Origin of the sequence: Marinobacterium arenosum (assembly GCF_019795155.1) — a bacterium.
Taxonomy (GTDB): Bacteria; Pseudomonadota; Gammaproteobacteria; order Pseudomonadales; family Balneatricaceae; genus Marinobacterium_C; species Marinobacterium_C arenosum.
Genome location: NZ_JAILYN010000016.1, coordinates 57,115 through 78,466, shown reverse-complemented (window position 1 = coordinate 78,466; position 21,352 = coordinate 57,115). Strand labels below are relative to the sequence as shown.

At 56.6% G+C, this 21,352-nt stretch carries 13 protein-coding genes; 8 read left to right on the top strand and 5 right to left on the bottom strand.

The window, feature by feature from the left end; all coding sequences use genetic code 11:
- Positions 1-65: 65 nt before the first annotated feature.
- On the bottom strand, positions 66-755 hold the full coding sequence (locus tag K6T12_RS09415; RefSeq protein WP_222221777.1) for an REP-associated tyrosine transposase: 690 nt from the start codon (positions 753-755) through the stop codon (positions 66-68).
- 229 nt (positions 756-984) lie between these two features.
- Between K6T12_RS09415 and K6T12_RS09410 the strand changes: the two genes are divergently transcribed.
- Positions 985-1,713 (top strand): HipA family kinase, encoded by a 729-nt coding sequence (locus K6T12_RS09410; protein WP_222221775.1) that lies wholly within the window; start codon positions 985-987, stop codon positions 1,711-1,713.
- Positions 1,710-2,576, top strand: a complete 867-nt coding sequence (locus tag K6T12_RS09405) for a DUF3037 domain-containing protein (RefSeq protein WP_222221773.1) — start codon at positions 1,710-1,712, stop codon at positions 2,574-2,576. The genes K6T12_RS09410 and K6T12_RS09405 overlap by 4 nt, the downstream gene beginning before the upstream one ends.
- A 288-nt stretch (positions 2,577-2,864) precedes the next feature.
- On the opposite strand, the gene K6T12_RS09400 is transcribed toward K6T12_RS09405, so the two are convergent.
- Complete coding sequence (locus tag K6T12_RS09400; RefSeq protein WP_222221772.1) at positions 2,865-3,131, bottom strand: hypothetical protein; 267 nt, start codon at positions 3,129-3,131, stop codon at positions 2,865-2,867.
- An 81-nt stretch (positions 3,132-3,212) separates the two neighbouring features.
- On the opposite strand from K6T12_RS09400, the gene K6T12_RS09395 reads away from it, so the two are divergent.
- Positions 3,213-3,431 carry a helix-turn-helix domain-containing protein gene (locus K6T12_RS09395; RefSeq protein WP_222221770.1) on the top strand — a complete coding sequence of 73 codons (219 nt, stop codon included), beginning with the start codon at positions 3,213-3,215 and terminating at the stop codon, positions 3,429-3,431.
- A 25-nt stretch (positions 3,432-3,456) separates the two neighbouring features.
- Here the strand turns inward: K6T12_RS09395 and K6T12_RS09390 are convergent, their stop codons facing one another.
- Complete coding sequence (locus tag K6T12_RS09390; RefSeq protein ID WP_222221768.1) at positions 3,457-3,693, bottom strand: helix-turn-helix domain-containing protein; 237 nt, start codon at positions 3,691-3,693, stop codon at positions 3,457-3,459.
- A gap of 161 nt (positions 3,694-3,854) precedes the next feature.
- On the opposite strand from K6T12_RS09390, the gene K6T12_RS09385 reads away from it, so the two are divergent.
- The 3 genes from K6T12_RS09385 (at position 3,855) to K6T12_RS09375 (ending at position 7,791) form a co-directional block, all read left to right on the top strand.
- The gene (locus K6T12_RS09385) at positions 3,855-4,094 is read left to right on the top strand and encodes a hypothetical protein (RefSeq protein ID WP_222221766.1); all 240 of its coding nucleotides are present in this window, start codon (positions 3,855-3,857) and stop codon (positions 4,092-4,094) included.
- A 188-nt stretch (positions 4,095-4,282) separates the two neighbouring features.
- Positions 4,283-6,067 carry a DUF4214 domain-containing protein gene (locus K6T12_RS09380; RefSeq protein ID WP_222221764.1) on the top strand — a complete coding sequence of 595 codons (1,785 nt, stop codon included), beginning with the start codon at positions 4,283-4,285 and terminating at the stop codon, positions 6,065-6,067.
- A 128-nt stretch (positions 6,068-6,195) separates the two neighbouring features.
- Complete coding sequence (locus K6T12_RS09375; RefSeq protein WP_222221762.1) at positions 6,196-7,791, top strand: DUF4214 domain-containing protein; 1,596 nt, start codon at positions 6,196-6,198, stop codon at positions 7,789-7,791.
- A gap of 58 nt (positions 7,792-7,849) precedes the next feature.
- Here the strand turns inward: K6T12_RS09375 and K6T12_RS09370 are convergent, their stop codons facing one another.
- Entirely contained in the window at positions 7,850-8,770 is a 921-nt protein-coding gene (locus tag K6T12_RS09370) for a DUF4214 domain-containing protein (RefSeq protein ID WP_222221760.1), read from the bottom strand.
- A 937-nt stretch (positions 8,771-9,707) separates the two neighbouring features.
- Between K6T12_RS09370 and K6T12_RS09365 the strand changes: the two genes are divergently transcribed.
- Together K6T12_RS09365 and K6T12_RS09360 are read left to right on the top strand one after the other, a co-directional pair.
- A complete protein-coding gene (locus K6T12_RS09365) occupies positions 9,708-12,920 on the top strand; it encodes a DUF4214 domain-containing protein (protein ID WP_222221758.1) in 3,213 nt (1,070 codons plus the stop codon).
- A gap of 34 nt (positions 12,921-12,954) precedes the next feature.
- The gene (locus K6T12_RS09360; RefSeq protein ID WP_222221756.1) at positions 12,955-18,000 is read left to right on the top strand and encodes a hypothetical protein; all 5,046 of its coding nucleotides are present in this window, start codon (positions 12,955-12,957) and stop codon (positions 17,998-18,000) included.
- A gap of 940 nt (positions 18,001-18,940) precedes the next feature.
- Here K6T12_RS09360 and K6T12_RS09355 read toward each other — a convergent pair.
- The gene (locus K6T12_RS09355) at positions 18,941-21,328 is read right to left on the bottom strand and encodes a glycosyltransferase family 4 protein (RefSeq protein ID WP_222221754.1); all 2,388 of its coding nucleotides are present in this window, start codon (positions 21,326-21,328) and stop codon (positions 18,941-18,943) included.
- Between the last annotated feature and the right edge of the window lie 24 nt (positions 21,329-21,352).

The window sequence follows — 21,352 nt, the reverse complement described above, 5'->3', positions numbered from 1 at the left end:
CTCTCCGCCGAACAGCTTCGCCAGAAAAAGGGGTCTCAGAAAAAGGGGTCAGACCCAATTAAATATCATCCCTCCTTTCTCGGCCTACCGCGCTTCCGCGGGCTCAGGTCACGACCCAGCATGGCGCTGATCTGAGCCTGGAAGCGGTCGCTACCAAATACCCTGCCCTGCTCCGTTGCCTGGCGTAAACTGCCAAGCTGGTCCTCTTCCAGCGGCGACAGCACGATCTCCCGATAATGTGCCCGGCGCTCCCGCCGATTTTTACCCAGGGCGGTATACATCTCGTGCGGTGTGATCCAGGGCTGCCAACCATCCAGCGCGTTGTGGCGGTAGGAACTCCAGCGGTAGTCTTCTGGCCGCGTCACCATCCCGGCCCGCACTGGGTTGAGCTCGATATAGCGCATGCAGGTGAGTAGATAGTGATCCGAATCGATCAGGCTGGATTTGAAGCGCCCCGACCACAGATGGCCACTCCGCCGGAAACGCTGGTTGATCAGCTGCGCATAGCCGCTGTTCAGGCTCTGCATCAATTTGCTGATGCCTTTTTCAGAATTCGGTGTCACCAGCAGGTGGATGTGATTGGTCATCAGGCACCAGCTGTGAACACGCAGGCAGTACCTGTAGCTGTATTGCTGCAGGTACTGCAGATAAGTGTGGTAGCAGTCGTCATCGAAAAAGACCGCCTGGCGATCGACGCCTCGTTGCACCACGTGGTGGGGTAGCCCTGGAATTTCCAGTCTCGGTGGACGTGGCATGCGTGACCTCCCTGTGACCCATGCGTAGTCAATTGCTTATAGCAGTCGGCAAGGCAGTCGCACAAGTGCAACGGATACGCGCTTCAATTGGACGTGACGATGCTGTTAGGATTGTCTACAAAGTTGATCGACCAGCGGCTGGGCGAATGCGACAGTCCGCCCCAAGGGATATGTACCTGTAGGTCAGGCGTTGTCTGGACAACCAGGGAAGGCGGGAGCTTACCTATCAGTGATTGAAGTTATCGAAATCGTTAATCGTTGTGATCAGGAACAAGGGATTCTGAGACCGTTCATTTGCGAGTGTGAAGATGGCGAGCAGTACTTCCTGAAGGGGTCGAACTCAACGGCGCAAGGATTGATTCGCGAATGGATTGCAGCCAATCTGGCCTCGGAGTTCGGCCTACCTACGCCTACTGTTGAGATTGGTTATATCGATATGGGGCTACGTCAGGTTGTCACCCCGGAGTGGCAAGGTGACCTGCAGTTCGAACATGGCTTTATGTCCCACTCGGTAGCCCCATGCGAAACCGTGCTATTCTCCGATTTGTCACGAATTCCGTTGCAACTGAAGCGTGACATATTGATGTTCGATTACTGGATTCAGAACAGTGATCGACATCTCACCGAGATGGGCGGAAATATCAATCTACTGATGACCCCAGTCACCAAGTCTCTGATGGTGATTGACTTTAACTTGTCATTCGAAGAGCCCTTCTCTGCACAGGACATGGATGGCCACGTGTTCCGGGGAACACTACATGAGCAGCCGCTGGATCTGGCCTCAAGGGCCGAATATGGCCTTAGGTTCGACAAGGCCAAAGAGAGATTGGCCGAATTTATTAGAGAAATACCACAAGAGTGGGTAGACTCCTCCGCATCGAGCAAAACTATACTCAAACATATTGAAGAGACGCTCGCGCGGCACACACAAGACGAGTTCTGGGGGGCGCTGACATGAAAAAATTTGCATGCCAGTACAAAATCATACGGTTTGCACCGTTTGTTGAGACGGAGGAGTTCGCCAACATTGGCGTTGCCGTCTATTGTCCCGCAAATGGCCTCCTTGAGTATCGCTTGGCTCAGCCCCGCTTTGGCCGGGTGACAAGCTTCTTTCATGATATGGACCCGGCGGTCTACCGGGCAGCCCGCGAATCTTTGGACAGAGAACTGGGACGAACCAAGGAGCTACTATCTCAACTTTCTGACGTAGAACTCGGCAAGCAAGTCTTCAACGAGCTAACTCGTGAAAAAGGCGGCTTAGTCAGGTTTTCCAGCTTTCGTGCAATCTTGACACCGAAGGTCAGCCTTAAAGCCGATCAGTTGTTTGACCACTATGTGGGGCGCAGCTTCAACAACAAGGAATACCGTGAGGTCACCCTCGAGCGACGTGTACGAGAGCAACTAAAGCAGTTCAATCTCGACAAGGCTTATAAGAAGGCCAAATTGGGTGGTGGCTTAATCGAAGTTAACTTGCCCTTCGTAAAGATTCGGAATGGTAAGCCGCTAGCGGCAATCAAGCCGATCGCCTTTGATCAGAAGACACGAACCAAGATGGTTGAGCATGCGGATACCTGGCTATCTCGAGCAGAGCACCTGTTGGACGGGGAACTTCCTGCTGAAGGTCTGCTACTGGCACTGGACTACGAAAGCATCGGCGATAAGCAAGTCGAACGCTATGTAACCAACGTGCAGCGCAAGCTAAATGAGATGGGAGTGACCACTATCAAAGGGGTTGTCGAGAAGGAGATTGTAGCTTTCGCCAAAGCACACAATGGCAGCAAGACGCCGGAAACGGACGGTGTTCCGGAAATAGCCCATTAACAGCTACCGGTCTGAACGACTACGCCTAATGCCGTTCAGATAAAGCCCGCATCCTTAGCGCGCTTCAACGAGCCCCGGTTTCCTTCATTGGATACCGGTTAGGTCATGGAATATGCGTTTGACAGATTGGCCTTCATAGTAGGGCGTACTCGGTGTGCCCTTTGGGTATCAGTGCGCCACCGCCGCAGGCCGTTGTGGAGCCCGGCGGGCTCCTAGTCGACTGAAGTCACCCCAATAGTCACCGTCGCAGTTACTTAAGTGGACAGTATTACGGCCACACCCGGCCTTTCAGTGCCCGGCGGTTCTGTCGGCTATCTGCGACGCCCTGCGCTGCAAGCGCATCAACCGGCGCTTGAAGTAAGCGGTGCGTAGCCGCATCCAGTCCGCCGAATGCAACATGCCATTAAACAAGGCCCTGTCCGAAACAGCCGCGTCCTGAACTCTGACCATGCTCTCGCACTGAAATGCACAGCTGTCGGAAAATTCACTGAACTGGTCATAGAGTTCCAGCAGTTCCTCTGCCAGCTGCGCCGTCGATATCTGTTCCTGATTCATCCCTGCCACCTTTGCTCCGATATAGGAGCAATAGTCGTACTTTATTCTGCCAGAATCAAGCTCCGCTAACGGAGCAAGACAATGAATCTGGTAGGACCGCGTGTAAGACAGCTACGTGAACAAAAAGGGCTGACGCAGGAACAGTTGACGGCTCGCTGCCACCTGCAGCAATGGCCTATCAGCCGCGGCTCACTGGCAAAGATAGAAGCCCGGGTGCGCCGGGTGACCGACCTTGAAGTGGCGGCGCTGGCCAGAGCCTTGGATGTGGAGGTCCAGACACTCTTTATCGAGGCGGACTAGCAGTGGACATTACGACTGGTCAGGCTTATTCCCGGCCTGTGCCCGCTCGCTGTTCGGCATCGCGGATCAGTTCCGACAGCGGGACCTCCAGTGCCGCCGCAATAAGCATCAGGGTATTGAATGAGGGTTGCCGCTTGGCACGCTCGATATTGGAGATATAGGCCCGCTCCACGTCACAACGCTCAGCCAGCTGCTCCTGTGACAGTTCGGCCTCCAGCCGACGCATCCTGATCGCCTTGCCCAATGCTTGTTGCAGAGTCATCTCACCTCCCGAAACCAGAGGCCCAGACTCGCCAATCCGCTTGTTTAAGACTACGACCCTTAAGATACCTATAGTATCTATTTGATACATTTCGTTCTTTATTGCTAATATTAGTGTCTACCAGAGGGAGTACTGAAAAAGCATCGGACAGGGAGGTTAAGATGACCGTTCTATTGGAAGATCTGCAGGCGGAGATTCTGCTGCAGATAGACAAGCTGCAGGCGCTGAGCCAGGTGTGGATGAATGTCGAGTTCACCGACTATACACCGGCCCCCGCCACCCGCGCCCACTACGCGATGACGGTGGACGATCAGCTGGAAACACTGAAAAAGATGATGGAACAACTGAACCAGCTGCTGGCAGCACAGCAGCAAGCCGGTTTGGAGACCGTTGCCCATTAAGCGTGATTGGAGATCCGGGGATGTCGACCTTAATGGTAGAAATCCGCCAGCAGTGGCTGGTTAAACACCAGCCGGTAGACAGTACTGGCAGGACAAGTGTAAAGTTTTTCCGCTGGAATTGGTGATGCTTGCAAACCCTAATGGACGATAGGGCTGCATCATTGAATAAAATCGACAGGGAAAGTCCTATGAATCTGATACCTCAGACGGGTAGCGATGTGCTCATCGCTCACTCAACCTCTACCGATCCGCAGTTCGGAGCAGAAATAGCTGTCTTGCCTGACGGTACCTTTATGGTGGCCTGGTCTGAAAGAGTGGCGCTTGGGGTTCTTCAGGACTATTTCAGTATCTTCTCATCGACTGGCGATGCCATTTTGCTGGATGCGAGCCTGTCGAATGACAGCTCTGATCGCCGCTCTGTCTCGGATATCCTGGCCGTTGAAGACAGATTCCTGATGGTTTGGCGAGCCAGTGGAAATGGTGACTACAACTACTACGCGACGCTCTTCGATACCGACGGCAATGTCGTCACCCCGAAAACTCACTTCGCCAGCTTCGATAGTGGGCTACGTTCTATCTCCCTCTGGCAGAACGATGATAACCGGATTGTCGCCGGTTACTCCAACTGGAGTTCCAGCTTCTCCGGCGGAAGTGATGACTGGGACGTGGCGGGCGCCTTGTATGAGTTGCGTGGCAATACGCTGGTCAACGTGCGTTCCGAGGTGCTGCTGAACGCTTCACTGCCGGAAAACCAGGAGGGTGCCCAGATCGCCCAGCTGGCGGATGGCCGCCATATCGCGGTGTGGGACTCCGATAACGGCAACGGCGTCAACTCTTCGGTACTCTATTACCGCTTTCTTGATTCGAGCCTGAGCCCGAAGGGGGATCAGCAGCTCGTGGCGGAGCCGCCCAGTGACAGCTCGATGACGGTCTCTAACCAGGTTGTCGCTCTTGCCAGCGGCGGGTTTGCAGTAGTATGGCAACAGCGCGACCAGGCGGTGGAAGGCTACGAGGATTACTGGGCCGTTGGTGATTATTTCGTCTATTACCGTGTGTTCGATGCGGATGGCGTCCCAATGGCAGAACCGGTGCGGATCAGCTCCGGTGAGGTGAAGGATGAGTTTCGCCCCCAGATGACGAAACTGGCTGACGGAAACTTTCTAGTGACCTGGAACAGCCACCCATTAGCCGACGATCCCTGGCAGATCAACGGCCAGTACTTCGACCAGAATTTTACCCCGCTGGGAAACGGCTTCGAGCTGGCACAATACCGCGATGGCTCCCCCATCTATACCGAACCAAAGATCGAACCCTTAGAGAATGGCGGGTTCCTACTGGCCTGGGATGATCTCAGTGAGACAGCAACGGAGGACAGCCAGGATACCGACGTTTTCGTACAGATTTTTGGCCCGACCATCGTCGCCCCGAGCGACGCCATCCTGAGCAGGTTGCCGCAGGAGACCAGTACGGTACTGGCATCGAGCGATAATATCACCCTGCATATTGTCGATAGCAATGGCAATGCCACCCAGGATTACGATGAGGCGTTGATCGTTAACGGGGATTATCTAATCGATGCGGAAGCGGTCCAGCTGATCCGCCTCTACAGCGCGGCACTGGGACGCACGCCGGATCGCGGCGGCTTCGATTACTGGGACCAGCAGGTGGAACAGCAGTCACTGGCGGAAATAGCCGAGGGCTTTTACTGGTCCGCCGAAATGCAGCAGCAGATGGATACCGATGCAAGCGGCACCGTGACCGACGAAGAGTATATAGCCCATCTGTACGGCAATGTGCTCGGGCGGCAACCCGACGAGGCGGGCGCACTCTTTTGGTTGGGCCGATTAGCTGACGATGTTAGTAAAGGCCTGGTCCTGGCCGAGTTCGTTAACGGTGAAGAGTTTATTGGTCAAACCCAATCCCTGGTGGGCGAATTTGCAGCGGCCAACACCGACTTGTGGGTGGCGAGCTAGTAAGGTTGCGCGGTGCCGGGTAGCACTGAAATTTAGTCAGTAAGTCAATCCAATACTGGGATGCCTATATCAAGCATCCCAACAACTATATATTTTTGATTATCAAACTCATTTAGAAAGGAATCTTTATGTTTACGGATAGCATTTTAGGAGATGCAGGCGGATTTTTCTTATATGATACCAACGGATCTGGCACCTCTATAATTGGTTGGAGCCTGGGACGTGGGATTGGTAATTATCGTGGTTACTATGAGATGGTTGAGGGTGGCATCGAAGGCTCTAGCAGGTCCGCTGTCAGTATCTCTAATTTGGTTTCGGGTCAGACGTTGTGGACTCATGACCTCGCTGTTGGGGATGATGGAAGCTTTACTATTAAGCTTGTTGCAAATGAATCGGCTGACTACGGTTGGTACTTTAGAAACTTCGACTCCTACGGTACCCCCACTAGCCCATTGATAACCATAGGAGAAGGGTCTGCATACGACGATGTAGGTAGAAGCGTTGTCGATATTAGTGGCAGTGGAGATACAGTAGTTTTATGGGGTGGAATTACCGTTCTGAATGACGGAGAGATCGGGGAGTACAAGACTGACGACACGCTGACGCTAAGCGTATACAGTCAGGACGGTGAAAAATTATCAGACACGGTCATCGTTGATAATGGCAACGATGATGAAAACTATAGAAACCCATCCCTAACCAAACTGTCAGACGGGTCCTTTCTTATCGCTTATCATTATGGCTTCTGGGGAAGGGATATTTATTTCAGGACTGTAACCATAGATGATAGTGACAACGTTTCAGTATCCGAAGAGATAAAGATTCCATCGGAGATAAGCTTTTTCTCTTCTATCGAGATGATTCCCTTAGCAAACGGAAACTTTGTCTACACCTACAATATTGGCGACCTGTTCAAGTTTCAGATATTTACCCCCGAAGGCAATGCGGTCTCGGATCTTGTTGAAATTAGCGAGTCTTCATGGAATTTTGAAATTGCAAGCATAGACAATGGCGGATTTGTAGTCGCGCATGCCTATGATGGAACTGATGACGGGGTTTTCAACCGAGGGATATATATTGATCAGTTTGATAACTTTGGCAATAGAGTTGGTGAGCGCCAGACGGTCGTCGAAGAGCCCGAAGATTACCATATTGAAAATCTGATATATGAAAATGATCAGTTGTACGTAATTGCAGAGAGCGATTACCGCTACTATACATACACGTCTGAACCAGCCGATATGCTGGATTATGCATTGATAGATACCGATCAGGACAACCGCATCGATTGGAATGAAGGCTTTATTGTCGGCGACAATGCCATTGTCAATGCTGAAAGCTTTCAACTTTACCGCATCTATGCCGCCGCACTGGGGCGATCTCCGGATAAAGGTGGCTTCTCATATTGGCAGGGAAGATGTCAGGACGGTTCGTCCATAGAACAGATAGGCGATGAGTTTTTCTGGTCAAGTGAAATGCAGGCTGCGATGGACATGGACGCCAACGGGGATGTCTCTGACAATGAATTTATTCAGTACCTTTATGCAAACGTGCTGGGTAGAGAGGCCGATAGTGAAGGAATGGCGTATTGGCTGAGTCAGTTGGATTCCGGCCAGGGTAAAGGAAACGTCCTGGCTTCATTCCTGAATGAAGAGGAGTTTATAGAGATTTCCATTGAGGGCGCTGTCTCCTTTGCCGAAGAGAACCTGGATCTTTGGGCTTGAGAGCAATGGACATCCAGCAGCTCCAATGGAGCTGCTGGCAACGCAAAGCCCAGACGGCTCAAGTTCCCCAAAAGCTGAACTCAATCCCATCGGCAATCTGCCCGCTAACCTGCAATTGGTTCTCCGCCGATTCGGAGAAGCCAGCCAGCACCGAGACGTAGTCATGGTTACCCTGCGTCATCTCGTTCAACCACCACTCCAATCCGCCCTGGTCGGGGTCGCGGTGCAGGACGTTGTTGTAAACGGCGGTCAGGAATGCCTCGCTATCGACGTTATCGCCGTAGAGGCTGCGAAATTCATCGGAGTCGATAAAGCGGGCAGCCACCTCCTCGATCAGCATGCCGCCGTCCATCTGGCTGATCCAGTATCCCAACCCTGTCTGGTCAGGGGCGCGGTCAAAGGCGGCCTGGTAGATCCGGTAAGCCTGTCCGGCAATGCCTTCGATATCGAAAGCCAGCGCCATCTGATCGGAAAACAGTAGCCGTTCGATCCCTTCCAGCAGGTCGGTTTCACCACTGTGGGAAACGCTGACAGTGCCGTCCTCCAGCAGATCGATCAGGCTTTCTGCAAAGCTGCTGTCCAGCACCAGGGTATCGGTACCGGCATTGCCGAATACCTGGTCACTGCCCTGGGTATCGATCAGTACATCATTGCCACTACCGCCATTGAGATAGTCGGCGCCACCAAAGGCAAAGCCGAACAGGCCGGAAATATCGCCCTGATTCGCGTAGGTGTAGTAATCCACCGTACTCAGGTTCAGCCCGCTCACCTCGAACTGAACCGCCCCGCCAGCCATATAGAATGCATATCCGGTGATCGTACCGTTACCACCAGCATCAAATGTTCCGGTTACCCGAAACACTGATCCATCAGCTGATTGAATCTCGATCAACGATGAATTGAAGGTAACCACCTCACCCACCAGCAGCGTTTCCTGTCGCTGATCGATACCGCTATCCCCCAGCGTAATCGTTGCCATCACGGCCCCCTTGCCCGTCGTTATTGGTGAAGTCTAGTCCAAGGGACGCGCATCCGAGACAGGGCAAAAACGCACTGCAAGCACTGTTCCGCGAACACAATAGCGCCTGGTTCCAATGCTCTACGATTATGCGACAACACTTTCTGATATATCCCGAATAACCAAAAACCGGCAAGAAATTTAAACAGCCGTTTGGAATCTGACGATACGTCGCAGAAAGTCAAAGTTTATTCTTCAAAATTACCTATCGGCTTGGCTATAGTGTACTCAGATTATGAAGCCCGGCATGCAGCTGCCAGGTAACAGGCATCTTGCGGTGGTAGTTATTACTGCTGTCGCACGTAGGCTTACTTTATAGGTACCTGCCGTCGTTCAGGGCGGGAGAGGTAGGCTTATCAATGGCTAACATTGGACGGTGCAAGAATGACTATACAGCCCCACTATCATCCCTTGGCCATCATTGGATCGGGGCACAGCTATCGAACGACACCTGATCTTTTCGCTAGCTACCTATGCCACATGTTGCCCAATCGGGCGCTCATTGAGCGCTTCTCCCCCTCTTTTTACTTGCGTTTCAGTACCCCTCTATAGGCTAGCGTCCGTCCCGCTGGCCTGGGCTTTCCTGTTCGTTTTTAAGACAGCTTACTTAAACGAATATTGATACCCGGTGGCGATGGTTTCTGCGGCTTAGGTCATTGATGCCGAAATAAGCAGATGGCGCAGAAAGCAACCGAACCACCAGCAACTGTGGATATTGGGTCAACTTTTAAATTACCGCCCAGACTCAGGCTTAAAAACCAAACCAAAAGACTTCTGAAACGCTCATTAAATAAAGATTTGACATAAATAGAAGCGAAGAGATCGCGACAGGCAGCTAAGGTCGCCGGCTGTTAGTGCAGTCACCTTCGCAACGGGTACAAACCGGGAACAGAGACTTATGGAAACAACCGCACTGATTCAACAGATCTACATCGCCTATTATGGTCGCCCCGCCGACCCGGCCGGCCTGAGCTACTGGGGCGACAGGCTGGGCGACGAAGGCCTGGACAGCATCATCGAAGCCTTTGCCAATTCCGCCGAATCTCAGTCGCTTTACGGTACCAACCCAGAGCCTGCCAATCTGATCAACTCGATCTACGACCAGCTGCTCGGTCGCACCCCTGACGATGAAGGCATGAGCTTTTATAGCGATAAGCTGGCAACTGGCGAGCTGAGCGCGGCAACGCTGATGCTGGACGTGTTGAACGGTGCCGTTCAGGGCGAAGACAAGGCCCTGGTGGATGCGAAAGCCGAGATCGCCAATGAATTCACGAGCTACGTTACCACCAACAACCTGACCTACAGCGGCGATGTCGCGGCCTCGGTCAGTCGCGCGATGCTGTCACAGGTGGACACCTCCACCGACTCAACCAGCTTTACCGGCCAGATCGCCCAGACCGGTACGCTGACCAATATGGCGTCAGAGCGCCCGGAGTCGGTCCAGGCATTGCTGCCGGCGTCCGGCGAGCTGGCCGACCTGATGGACAGTGCACCGGCCGGTGCCACCCTGTTCGACATCATCGAATTCGCCACCGAGGTGGTGGAAACCTCGGTAACCGACAATTCGGTGCTGGAGATCTTCAGCGCAACCTCGTTTGGCGACCTGCTCGGCGGGATGCAAAGCCCGGACGAGATCAGTAACCTGAAAACGGCGGTATCCCAGGGCGACCTCACTTCATTGCAGGAAGCCGTCGCCGCCCTGCCGCCTAGTGAAGAGACCGAAGAGGAAACCGAGGAAGAGACCGGTACCATTGGCGGCGGCGGCGGTGGTTCCAGTGCCCCGTCGATCGGCATCTCCTACAGCCCGGATACCTTTGTCGAAGCCTCCGCCAACAACGGCTCGATCTCGACCGTTGCCACCATCACCCTGTCCGGCGGGGAAACCTTCACCGGCACCAACGGCCAGGCGCTGGCCGGCGCCGTGGTCAGCAACGTGCCGACCGGGTTGACCGCGACCGTCACCAAGACCGGCAGCACCACGGCGACTGTGGCACTGACCGGCAATGCTACCGCGCACGCCGATGCCAACAGCATCAACAATCTGACAGTCACCCTGGGCGATACCGCATTCACCGGCGGCGACGCCTCTGCAGTCAGTGGTGCCACCACCAGCAACCTGTCTGTTAATTTTGCCGATGCCGACAGCAAGGAGCTGAACTACGACCTGACCACCTTTGCCGAAGCCAACGCCAACGACGGCTCGATCACCGCCACCTCCACCCTGACACTGACCGGCGATACCTTCACCGGCTCGAACGGTCAGGCGATCTCCGGCGTCAGTTTCTCCAACGTGCCGACCGGCCTGACCGCCTCGCTGGTCAAGGCCAGCTCCACCACTGCCACACTCAGCTTCTCCGGTAACGCTGCCGCCCATGCCGACGCCAACGACATCGCCAACGTCACCGTTACCCTGGGTGATACCGCATTCGTCGGCGGGGACGCCTCGGCGGTAACCGGCGCCACCAACGACAGCATTGCCATCAACTTTGCCGACCCGGTGGTCAAATCGTTGTCCTACAGCCGTACCACCTTTGCCGAAGCCAACGCCAACGATGGCTCGATTGCCGCCACCTCCACGCTGACGCTGGAAAACGAGACCTTCACCGGTACCAACGGCCAGGCGATCTCCGGGGTCAGCTTCTCCAATGTGCCGACCGGCCTGACCGCCTCACTGGTCAAGGCCAGCGCCACCACGGCAACGCTGAGCTTTACCGGCAACGCAGCGGCCCATGCCAACGCCAACGACATCTCCAATATTACGGTAACGCTGGGCAACTCGGCCTTTGTCGGTGCCGATGCATCGGAGGTGACCGGCGCGACCAACGACAGCATCGCCATCGACTTCGCCGACCCGGTCGCCAAGTCGTTGTCCTACAGCCAAACCAGCTTCAGCGAAGCGGCTGGCAACGACGGTTCCATTACCGCCACCGCCACACTGACCCTGACCAACGAAACCTTCTCCGGCACCAACGGTCAGGCGATCTCCGGGGCTAGCTTCGCCAACGTACCGACCGGCCTGACCGCCTCGCTGGTCAAGGCCAGCGCCACCACGGCCACGCTGAGCTTTACCGGTAATGCCACCGCCCATGCCGATGCCAATGATATTTCCAACCTGACCGTCACGCTGGGCAATTCCGCCTTTGTCGGCGGCGATGCATCCGAAGTGACCGGCGCGACCACCAACAACCTGGCGATCGATTTCGCCGACCCGCGCTCGCTTGCCTACGATCGTGACCACTTCACCGAGAGTGTCGCTAACGACGGCAGCATCACTGTGACCGCGACCCTGACGTTGACCGGCGATACCTTTACCGGCAGTAACGGCCAGGCGCTGTCCGGCGTTTCCTTCGGCAACGTCCCCAGCGGCCTGACCGCCTCGGTGGTACGGGCCAGCGACACCACTGCAACGCTGAGCTTCTCCGGCAACGCCGCCGCACACGCCAACAGTAACGACCTGTCCAATGTTTCCGTCACCCTGGGTAATGCCGCGTTCTCCGGCGGTAATGCCTCGGCGGTAACCGGCGCTAGCAAAACCGGCATCGTCATCGACTTCGCCGGGCTGGGTGCGATCACGGCCGGCGACAGCGGCGCGAATATTATCCTGGGCACCGGTTCCGCCGATATTATTTACGGCAACGGCGGCGCGGACACCATTAACGGCTCGGAAGGCAACGACACCATCGATATCACCGATGGCTCATCGGCTTCGGCAGAAATCGATATCACCGCGACGAGCAATGGCACCGACACCGTGATCGGCTTTAAAGGCGGCGCCGCTGTCAGCGGCGGCGATGTGCTGGACTTTTCTGCGATCGCAGGTCTCACCGATTCAATCACAACAGCGGTGACCCTGACCTCCGATTTTTCGGCCGATAACGTTTTCGTATTTACCTCGACAGAGGTATCGATCGCCGATGCTGCCAGCGCGATCGCAACTGATACCGATGTTGTCGCAACGGAAGGTTTCATCGTGATTGCCGACTCCGATAACAATGGAATCGCCACTGTCTACCACTCAACTGATTTGGCCAATAACGGCACTGAAACAGCGCTGATTAAACTGTCAGGATTCAATATCGACGATTTAACTGCGGATAACTTTTTAGTTTAACTAACAAACTTATTCGGATTGGAAGGATTTTAAAATGTTAACTCAAAACGAAACCGGTTATATCGAAGATGACGGTTACTTCGTAACCCAATATGACTTTGACTGGAATGTAGTTTCCATTAGCGCGAATACCGACACAGATGACGGTAAAGTAGCCGATGAGATTCTGGATGTAGACGGTGTTACCGTTATCGGTTACACCTATACGGATGATGGTGTTGTCTACACCTACGATGTTGATGGCAGCGGCGACGTAACCGGCTATACAGAGCAGTGGACCGAAGAGTTCCTCAATGAAGCGGGTGATACGGTCTCCTACAGCTATACCTACGAATACGACGCCACCGGCCAGTTCGTCGGCTACAGCTATTCCGACGGCAGCAAGGTAGTCAGCTACGATGCGGACGACAACTTCACCTCCAGCACCATCGATCCCAGCCTGCTGGTCGACGAAGGCGACGGTACCTACAGCTACACCGATGATTTCGGTGTGACCACGATTTACAGTGATTCCAACGGCACCACGGTGACCGGTTATATCACCAACTACAGCTGGGATGGCGGCTCAGAAACCACCGAGTACGACGCCAACTGGAACATGGTGACCACCAGCATCACCGAAGGCAGCAAGACCACCACCTACGACAGCGAGTGGAACGTTATCGGCACCTCGACCGACCTGGGCGATCTGTCCGGCGAAGTGGAAGGCGAGTACACCGTCTACACCGAAACCGACCAGTGGGGCGGCGAAACCAAATATTACACTGATGCCGACGGCAACCTGGTCAAGTACACCGAATCCTACAGCGGCACCTACAGCTACATCGACTGGAAAGGTGAAGCGGTAACCAGCGATTACGTTGACACCTACACCTACGATGCCAACGGCAAATTGCTGGGCTACGGCGGCAGCAACAGCGAGTCGGATGGTTCCAGCTACAGCTACAGCACCACCTACAACTACAACGAAAGTGGCGAGCTGACCGGCTACACCACCAGCAACGAATGGTCGGACCAATACGGCAGCGGCAGCTACACCGGCGAATACGACGCCGACTGGAACGAGCTGAGCAGCAGCGGCAGCAACAGTTATACCTACACCGACGAGAACGGCGATGAGCAAACCGGCACCAGCAGCTTCGAAAATGTCCACCATTACGACGAGAGCGGCGAGCTGACCGGCCATACCAGCACCCATACCTGGGACGGCGGCTCCGAAACCACCGAGTACGATGCCAACTGGAACATGGTCTCCACCAGCATCACCGAAGGCGGCAAGACCACCACCTACAACAGCAACTGGGAAGTGACCAACACCAGCTTCGACTTCGGCGAGCAGGCGGGCGTGGTTGAAGGTGAGTACACCGTCTACACCGAAACCGATAGCTGGGGCGGTGAAACCACCTATTACACCGACAGCACTACCGGTGAGCTGGTTAAATACACCGAGACCTACAGCGGCAGCTACAGCTACACCAACTGGGACGGCCAGCAGGTTACCAGCGAGTATGTGAACAGTTACACCTACGACGCTGACGGCAACGAGCTGGGCAACAGCGGCAGCAGCACCGGCTCCGACGGTTCCTCCTACAGCTACAGCACCACCCTCAACTACGACGAAAGCGACCAGCTGATCGGCTACACCACCACCAACCAGTGGTCGGACCAGTACGGCAGCGGCAGCTACACCGCCGAATACGATGACGAATGGAACGAGCTGAGCAGCAGCGGCAGCAACAGCTACACCTATATCGACGAGAACGGCGACGAGCAGACCGGCACCAGCAGCCACAGTGAAACCCACCACTATGACGAGAACGGTGATCTGACCGGCCATACCTCCACCCACACCTGGGATGGCGGCTCGGAAACTACCGAGTACGACGCCAATTGGAACATGGTCTCCACCAGCATCACCGAAGGCGGCAAGACCACCACCTACGACAGCAACTGGGAAGTGACCGGCACCAGCTTCGACTTCGGCGAACAGGAGGGCGTGGTCGAAGGTGAGTACACCGTCTACACCGAAACCGACAACTGGGGCGGTGAGACCACCTACTACACCGACAGTACGACCGGCGAGCTGGTCAAATACACCGAAACCTACAGCGGCAGCTATACATACACCGACTGGAACGGCCAGCAGGTCACCAACGAGTATGTAAACAGTTACAGCTACGATGCCGATGGAAACGAGTTGGGCTACAGCAACACCAGCACCGGCTCAGACGGCTCCACCTACACCGACAGCACCACCCCCATCTACGATGAATTCAATGTGTTGACGGGTTACATCACCACCAGCAGCTGGTCGGACCAGTACGGCAGCGGCAGCTATACCGCCGAATACAATGCCGACTGGAACGAGCTCAGCAGCAGCGGCAGCAACAGCTACACCTACATCGACGAGAACGGCGTAGAGCAGACCGGCACCAGCAGCTATGAAACCGTCCACAACTATGATGGAAACGGTGACCTGACCGGCCACACCTCCACCTACACCTGGGATGGCGGCTCGGAAACCACCGTGTACGATGCCAACTGGAACATGGTCTCCACCAGCATCACAGAAGGCGGCAAGACCACCACCTACGACAACAGCTGGACCGTCACCGACACCAGCTTCGACTTCGACCAGTTGCCGAACGAAACCGAGGGCGAGTACACCGTTTACACCGAAACCGACAACTGGGGCGGTGAAACCAAGTACTACGTCGACGGCAATGGCGATCTGGTCAAGTACACCGAGACCTACAGCGGCAGCAACAGCTACACCGACTGGAACGGCCAGCAGGTCAGCAGCGAGTATGTGAACAGTTACACCTACGATGCAGCGGGCAATCTGCTAAGCCAGAGTGGCAGCAACACCGAATCCAACGGTGCCAGCTACAGCTACAGCGAAACCACCCATTACAATGAGTCCGGAGCAATCACCGGCTACACCTCCGAAAACAGCTGGTCGGACCAGTACGGCAGCGGCAGCTCGACCGCCGAGTACGACGCCAATTGGAACGAGATCGCCAACAGCGGCAGCAACACCTACAGCTACACGGACGAGTTTGGTCAGCAGCAGACCGGCATCAACGAGTACAGCACCAGCAACAACTACAACGAGAGTGGCGAACTGATCGGCTACACCACTACCAATGAGTGGTCCGACAGCTACGGCAGCGGCAGCAATGCCACCGAATACGACGCCGACTGGAACATCATCAGCGAGAGCGGTAGCAGCAGCTACAGCTTTACCGATGAAAACGGCCAGCAGCAGACCGGCAGCAATACCCACAGCACCACCTACAACTACGACCAAAGTGGTTTGTACACCGGCTACACCATCAGCGACGAGTGGTCCGACAGCTACGGCAGCGGCAGCTACAGCGCCGAGTACGACGCCAATGGCAACCTGGTCAGCGAAAGCGGCAGCGATAGCCACAGCTACATCGACGAGAGCGGCGTCGAGCAGACCGCTACACACAGCTACAGCACCACAGCCAACTTTGATGGCAACGGCGAACTGACCGGCTACACCACCACCAACGAGTGGTCGGACGAGTACGGCAGCGGCAGCTACACCGCCGAATACGATGCCAACTGGACCCTGATCAGCGAAAGCGGCAGTGGTGACGAAGGTACTGCCGGCGTGCCCGGCGACAACGACGGCCCCTACAACTACAGCTATATCGACGAGAACGGTGTCGAGCAGTCCGGTGAAGGTATCCTCAGCACCACACCGAACTATGCGGAAGACGGGGTGACCATCATCGGCTACACCGTCTACGATCAATGGTCGGGTACCGATGGCAGTGGCAGCTACACTGCCGAATACGATGCCGACTGGAACCTGATCAGCGAGACTGGTAGCGGTGACGAGGGTGCCGGCAGCGAGCCAGGCAACAGCGACGGCCCCTACACTTACAGCTATATCGACGAGTATGGTGTCGAGCAGTCCGGTGAAGGTAACCTCAGCACCACGCCGAACTATGCGGAAGATGGGGTAACCGTCATCGGCTACACGATCAGCGATATCTGGTCCGGCACCGATGGCAACGGTTCCTACACCGCCGAGCAGGACCTTGACGGTACCCTGATCAGTGAAAACGGCAGCTTCAGTGGCAGCTACATCGACGATAACGGCGTGCAGCAAACGCATACGCACAGCCACAGCATGGCGGCTCAGTACGACGAGTTCGGCGCCCTGAGCGGTTACCTGACTACCGCACAGTGGTCGGACGCTGAGGGCGAGGGCTCGGTCGAAGAGACATTCGATGCCAACTGGACCCTGCTCAGTCGCGTCGAGAACGAGACCGAGCAGTACACCGACGAGACCGGTGCGCCGATGACCGCGACCAGCACCGAAACCACCACCGCGAACCTCGACGGGTCCGGCAATGTGATCGGTTACAGTTCGGTAGAAGAGTTCTCCGAGGAGATCGGCACCGGTACCCTGACCGCCGAATACGATGCCGATATGAATATGATCAGCGGCAGCTACACCTATATGGATGTAAACGGTGTGGAGCAGTCCGGCACCCTGATGGAGACCATCACCGAGGTCTTTGCGGAGGACGGCGTCACCCTGATCGGCTACACCGAGACGGAAACCTGGAGCGGCACCGACGGTAATGGCAGCTACACCTCAGAGTACGATGCCAACTGGAATCTGATCAGCGAGTTCGAAAACACCGTCGACGCAAACGGCGTTAGCGAGAACAGCTATGGCTTCTACCAGCCGTCCGACGACTATGTGATCGACGGTGCGACCTTCGACGGCGCACTGGCGGATCGCATCGAACTCGACTTCTCGGTCGACATCGTCAACACATCGGTAACGGGGGCCGTATCCGACAGCACCCTGGTGGAGGATATCAACGCCCTGCTGAACGTATCCGGCGCAGGTTTCGACCTGGATGTCGTCAATGATCAGGCGGCCGCTATCGTTACCGCCGATGCCGGTGACCTGGTAGGCACTTCCTGGATCGCGATCGATGCGGATGCCGATAACAGCTTCGGCGAGAACGATTACCTGATCGAAATCACCGGGACGACCCTGACCGACTTCAGCGAAGGGGTCTTCGTCTGATCGGACCGATCGAACTGAGGTAGGATCGATTGAAATCCCCCGGCCCGCCGGGGGATTTTTTTATGTCTGTTTGCAGGGAATTGTTAGATCCTGAAGATCGCGGCGGGAAACTAAACGCCTGACGACGACGCATACTCCTGTAACAGCGGGCTAGGCATGCCCCTTGGGTACTGACCGCGACAGGGTTGGCGCGGCCCGCAGCTGTCGCCCTCGGAGCGGGCTGCTACGAAGTACGGAACCCTGTAGCAGCGGGCTTGGCATGCCCCTTGGGTACTGACCGCGACAGGGTTGCCACGGTCCAAAGGCGTCGCCCTCGGAGCGGGCTGCTACGAAGTACGGAACCCTGTAGCAGCGGGCTTGGCATGCCCCTTGGGTACTGACCGCGACAGGGTTGCATGGCCTGCGGATGTCGCCCTCGGAGCGGGCTGCTACGAAGTACGGAACCCTGTAGCAGCGGGATCCGACCGCGATAGTCCTAGCGCAGTCCGCAGCTGTCGCCCTCGGAGCGGGCTGCTACGAGACGCGAACCCGTAGCAGCGGGCTCCGACCGCGACAGGGGTTGGCACGGTCCAAAGGTGTCGCCCTCGGAGCGGGCTGCTACGAAGTACGGAACCCTGTAGCAGCGGGATCCGACCGCGACAGGGTTGGCACGGCCCGCAGCTGTCGCCCTCGGAGCGGGCTGCTACGAAGTACGGAACCCTGTAGCAGCGGGCTCCGACCGCGACAAGATTGCCACGGTCCAAAGGTGTCGCCCTCGGAGCGGGCTGCTACGAAGTACGGAACCCTGTAGCAGCAGGCTCCGACCGCGACAGGGTTGGCACGGCCCGTAGCTGTCGCCCTCGGAGCGGGCTGCTACGACAGAGGGGATTCGTAGCAGCGGGCTCTGACCGCGACAAGATTGCCATGCGCCACCGCCGCAGCCAGTTACGCTGATCCGCCCCTACAATTTCAATAACCGCTCACGCATGGATTCGACGATCACCGACCAGTCAAAGCCGCGCTGAACATGCCGGTAGGCACTGTCGACCAATCCGGCGAGCTGCTCGGGCGCAGTCGCCATCGCCCTGATCCGCTGTTCGAACTGCTCCAGCGGTGCGATCAGCAGATCCTTCTCAGCCCGGAACTCCAGGCCGCGATTGCCGAACTCGGTGGTCAGGATCGGCAGGCCGGCGGCGGCATAATCCAGCATCTTCAGGTTGGTGCCGGAGCCGCTGGTCATCGGGTTGAGCGCAAGATCGGCGGTGCCCAGCCAGACGCTCTTTTCTTCGTCACTGAGCAGGCCCAAGGTATAGACGTTGGCTGGCAGATCGTCACAGACCGGATGGGAGCAGACACTACCAAACACCATGAAATCGACTTCAAGGCAGCGCGGCGCCACCGACTTGATCCACTCAACCGCCTCGATATTCGGCCCGTGCCAGCTGCCCATGAACAGGGCCACGAAACGGCCCGCCAAGCCGACCCGACGTTTATGACGCTGACGGCTGCTGCCGTCCGTAAAGCTGGTCTTATCCAACGCCACGCCGTTGGCCACCACCAGCGTTTTCGCCTCGTCGATCTGGTAGAGCTCGGCCAGCCTCTGGGCATCCTCCCGGCTGCACACCAGGATCTGCTCGCTGTCGCGGCAGCAGGCCTGCTCCACCGAGTGGACCTGTTCGAGGTACGGTTCGGCCGCAGCCGGCTCTGTCTGCTGCAGTACCGCCCGCTTCATATCCAGTTCGACGTTATGGGCCTCGTACCAGAGCGGCCCGCGATAGACATCGCGAATCGCGCGGTAGAGATAGGGGTGCGAAGCGATCACCAGATCGGCACTGCGGCTGGCCGCCAGCAGCGTATCCAGATAGGCCGGCGACTTGCGGTAACCTTCGATCGCCGCAATATCGGTCACCGAGGCCTGCAGTTCATCCCGTAACTGCAGCTCATACGCGAGCTGCTCGCCCGATTTCGCCACCCGCAGCTCCTTCAGGCCCGGCAACAATTGCAGCGACTTCTCGTCCTGCGGGTTGTCGGTCTGGGTGACCAGGGTGACGTCGGCGAACTTGGCCACTTCGCGATAGAGGTAGTAGACCCGGCTCTGGCCACCGCCGCGTGGCGGCCAGACCGGAAAGTTAAGCGCCACCACCAGCTGCGGTCGAGGTCTCTCCGCCTTTACCGTTATACCGGCCTGTTCGAGCGGTTCCGGTTCGGCCAGCAGCCGGTCCAGGGTGATATCCCAACGTACATGGGCGACCTTCTGGCGCGCATTCTCACCCATCTGTGCAGCGAGCTGCCGATCATCCATCAGCCGCTGCATTGCGTCGGCCAGTGCATCGGCATCCACGTCGACCGAGTAGCCGCTGACACCCTGCTCGACGAACTCGTTGACCCCGCCGGCATCAACCGTGGTGATCACCGGCTTACCGGCCTGCATCGCCTCAATGGTGATCAGGCCGTAATCCTCGTCGTAAGGGATAAAGGGCACGAAGCGGGCGCCACCGTACTGGCGCACCACCTCGGCATCGTTGATGCGGCCCAGGAAACGGACTCGGGGGTCAGGCGCCGCCAGCTCCCGCAGCGATTCGGCCTCGGGACCGGTGCCGGCGATGCGGAACTCCATATCGCCCCGGGTGCGCATAAAGGCTTCGATCAGCAGGCGGATCCGCTTCGGGCCATCCAGCCGGCTGATGGTGAAGATATAGTCGTCGCCGCTGTTGTCCAACGCCGGCAGGTCGGACGGATGGTGAATCACCGTTACCGGCACACCTTCAGGAAAATAGTCCTGCCGGCTGGCGACGTTGTGCGAGATGGCGCTGTAACGTTTGATCGAGCCGGGACGTAGGGCCACCGAATCGAGGAAGTGGACGATCTTGCGGGTCAGCGGCCCGGGGAACGCGAACAGCTCCTCGGGCAGAGACTCGCGCGCCTGCTGCAGGGCGGCCCAGAATTCCGGCAATCGTTGGTGTGGGAATTCCGGCTGTTCCATCAGCTTCAACAGTGGCTGTAAAGCCGCCGGTTGTTCCTGTAGTTCCAGCGGCTGGCCGCTGAAATGGTAGGTATCGTACAGGCCACGCAACTTGTGCTGCAGGTAGCAGTGATGATTCGGGTGGTTGACCATCCAGGCCGGATACTTGGTGGAGATCACCTGATCGAAATGGCTGAGATCCATTTCGCTGAACATCCGGTAGCTCTGCATCAACTGCCAGAAATCCTGCTCCGGCGACGGAACCTTGACCAGCTCGATTTCATATCCTTCGCGCTGGTTGAGGTTCTGCAACATCCCCCACCAGAGCTTTTCCGCACCGCCGACCGTGTAGGGTACCGGGCTCGGCGCAACAATCGCTATCTTCATACCATCAATCCGCCAGTCCCGGGG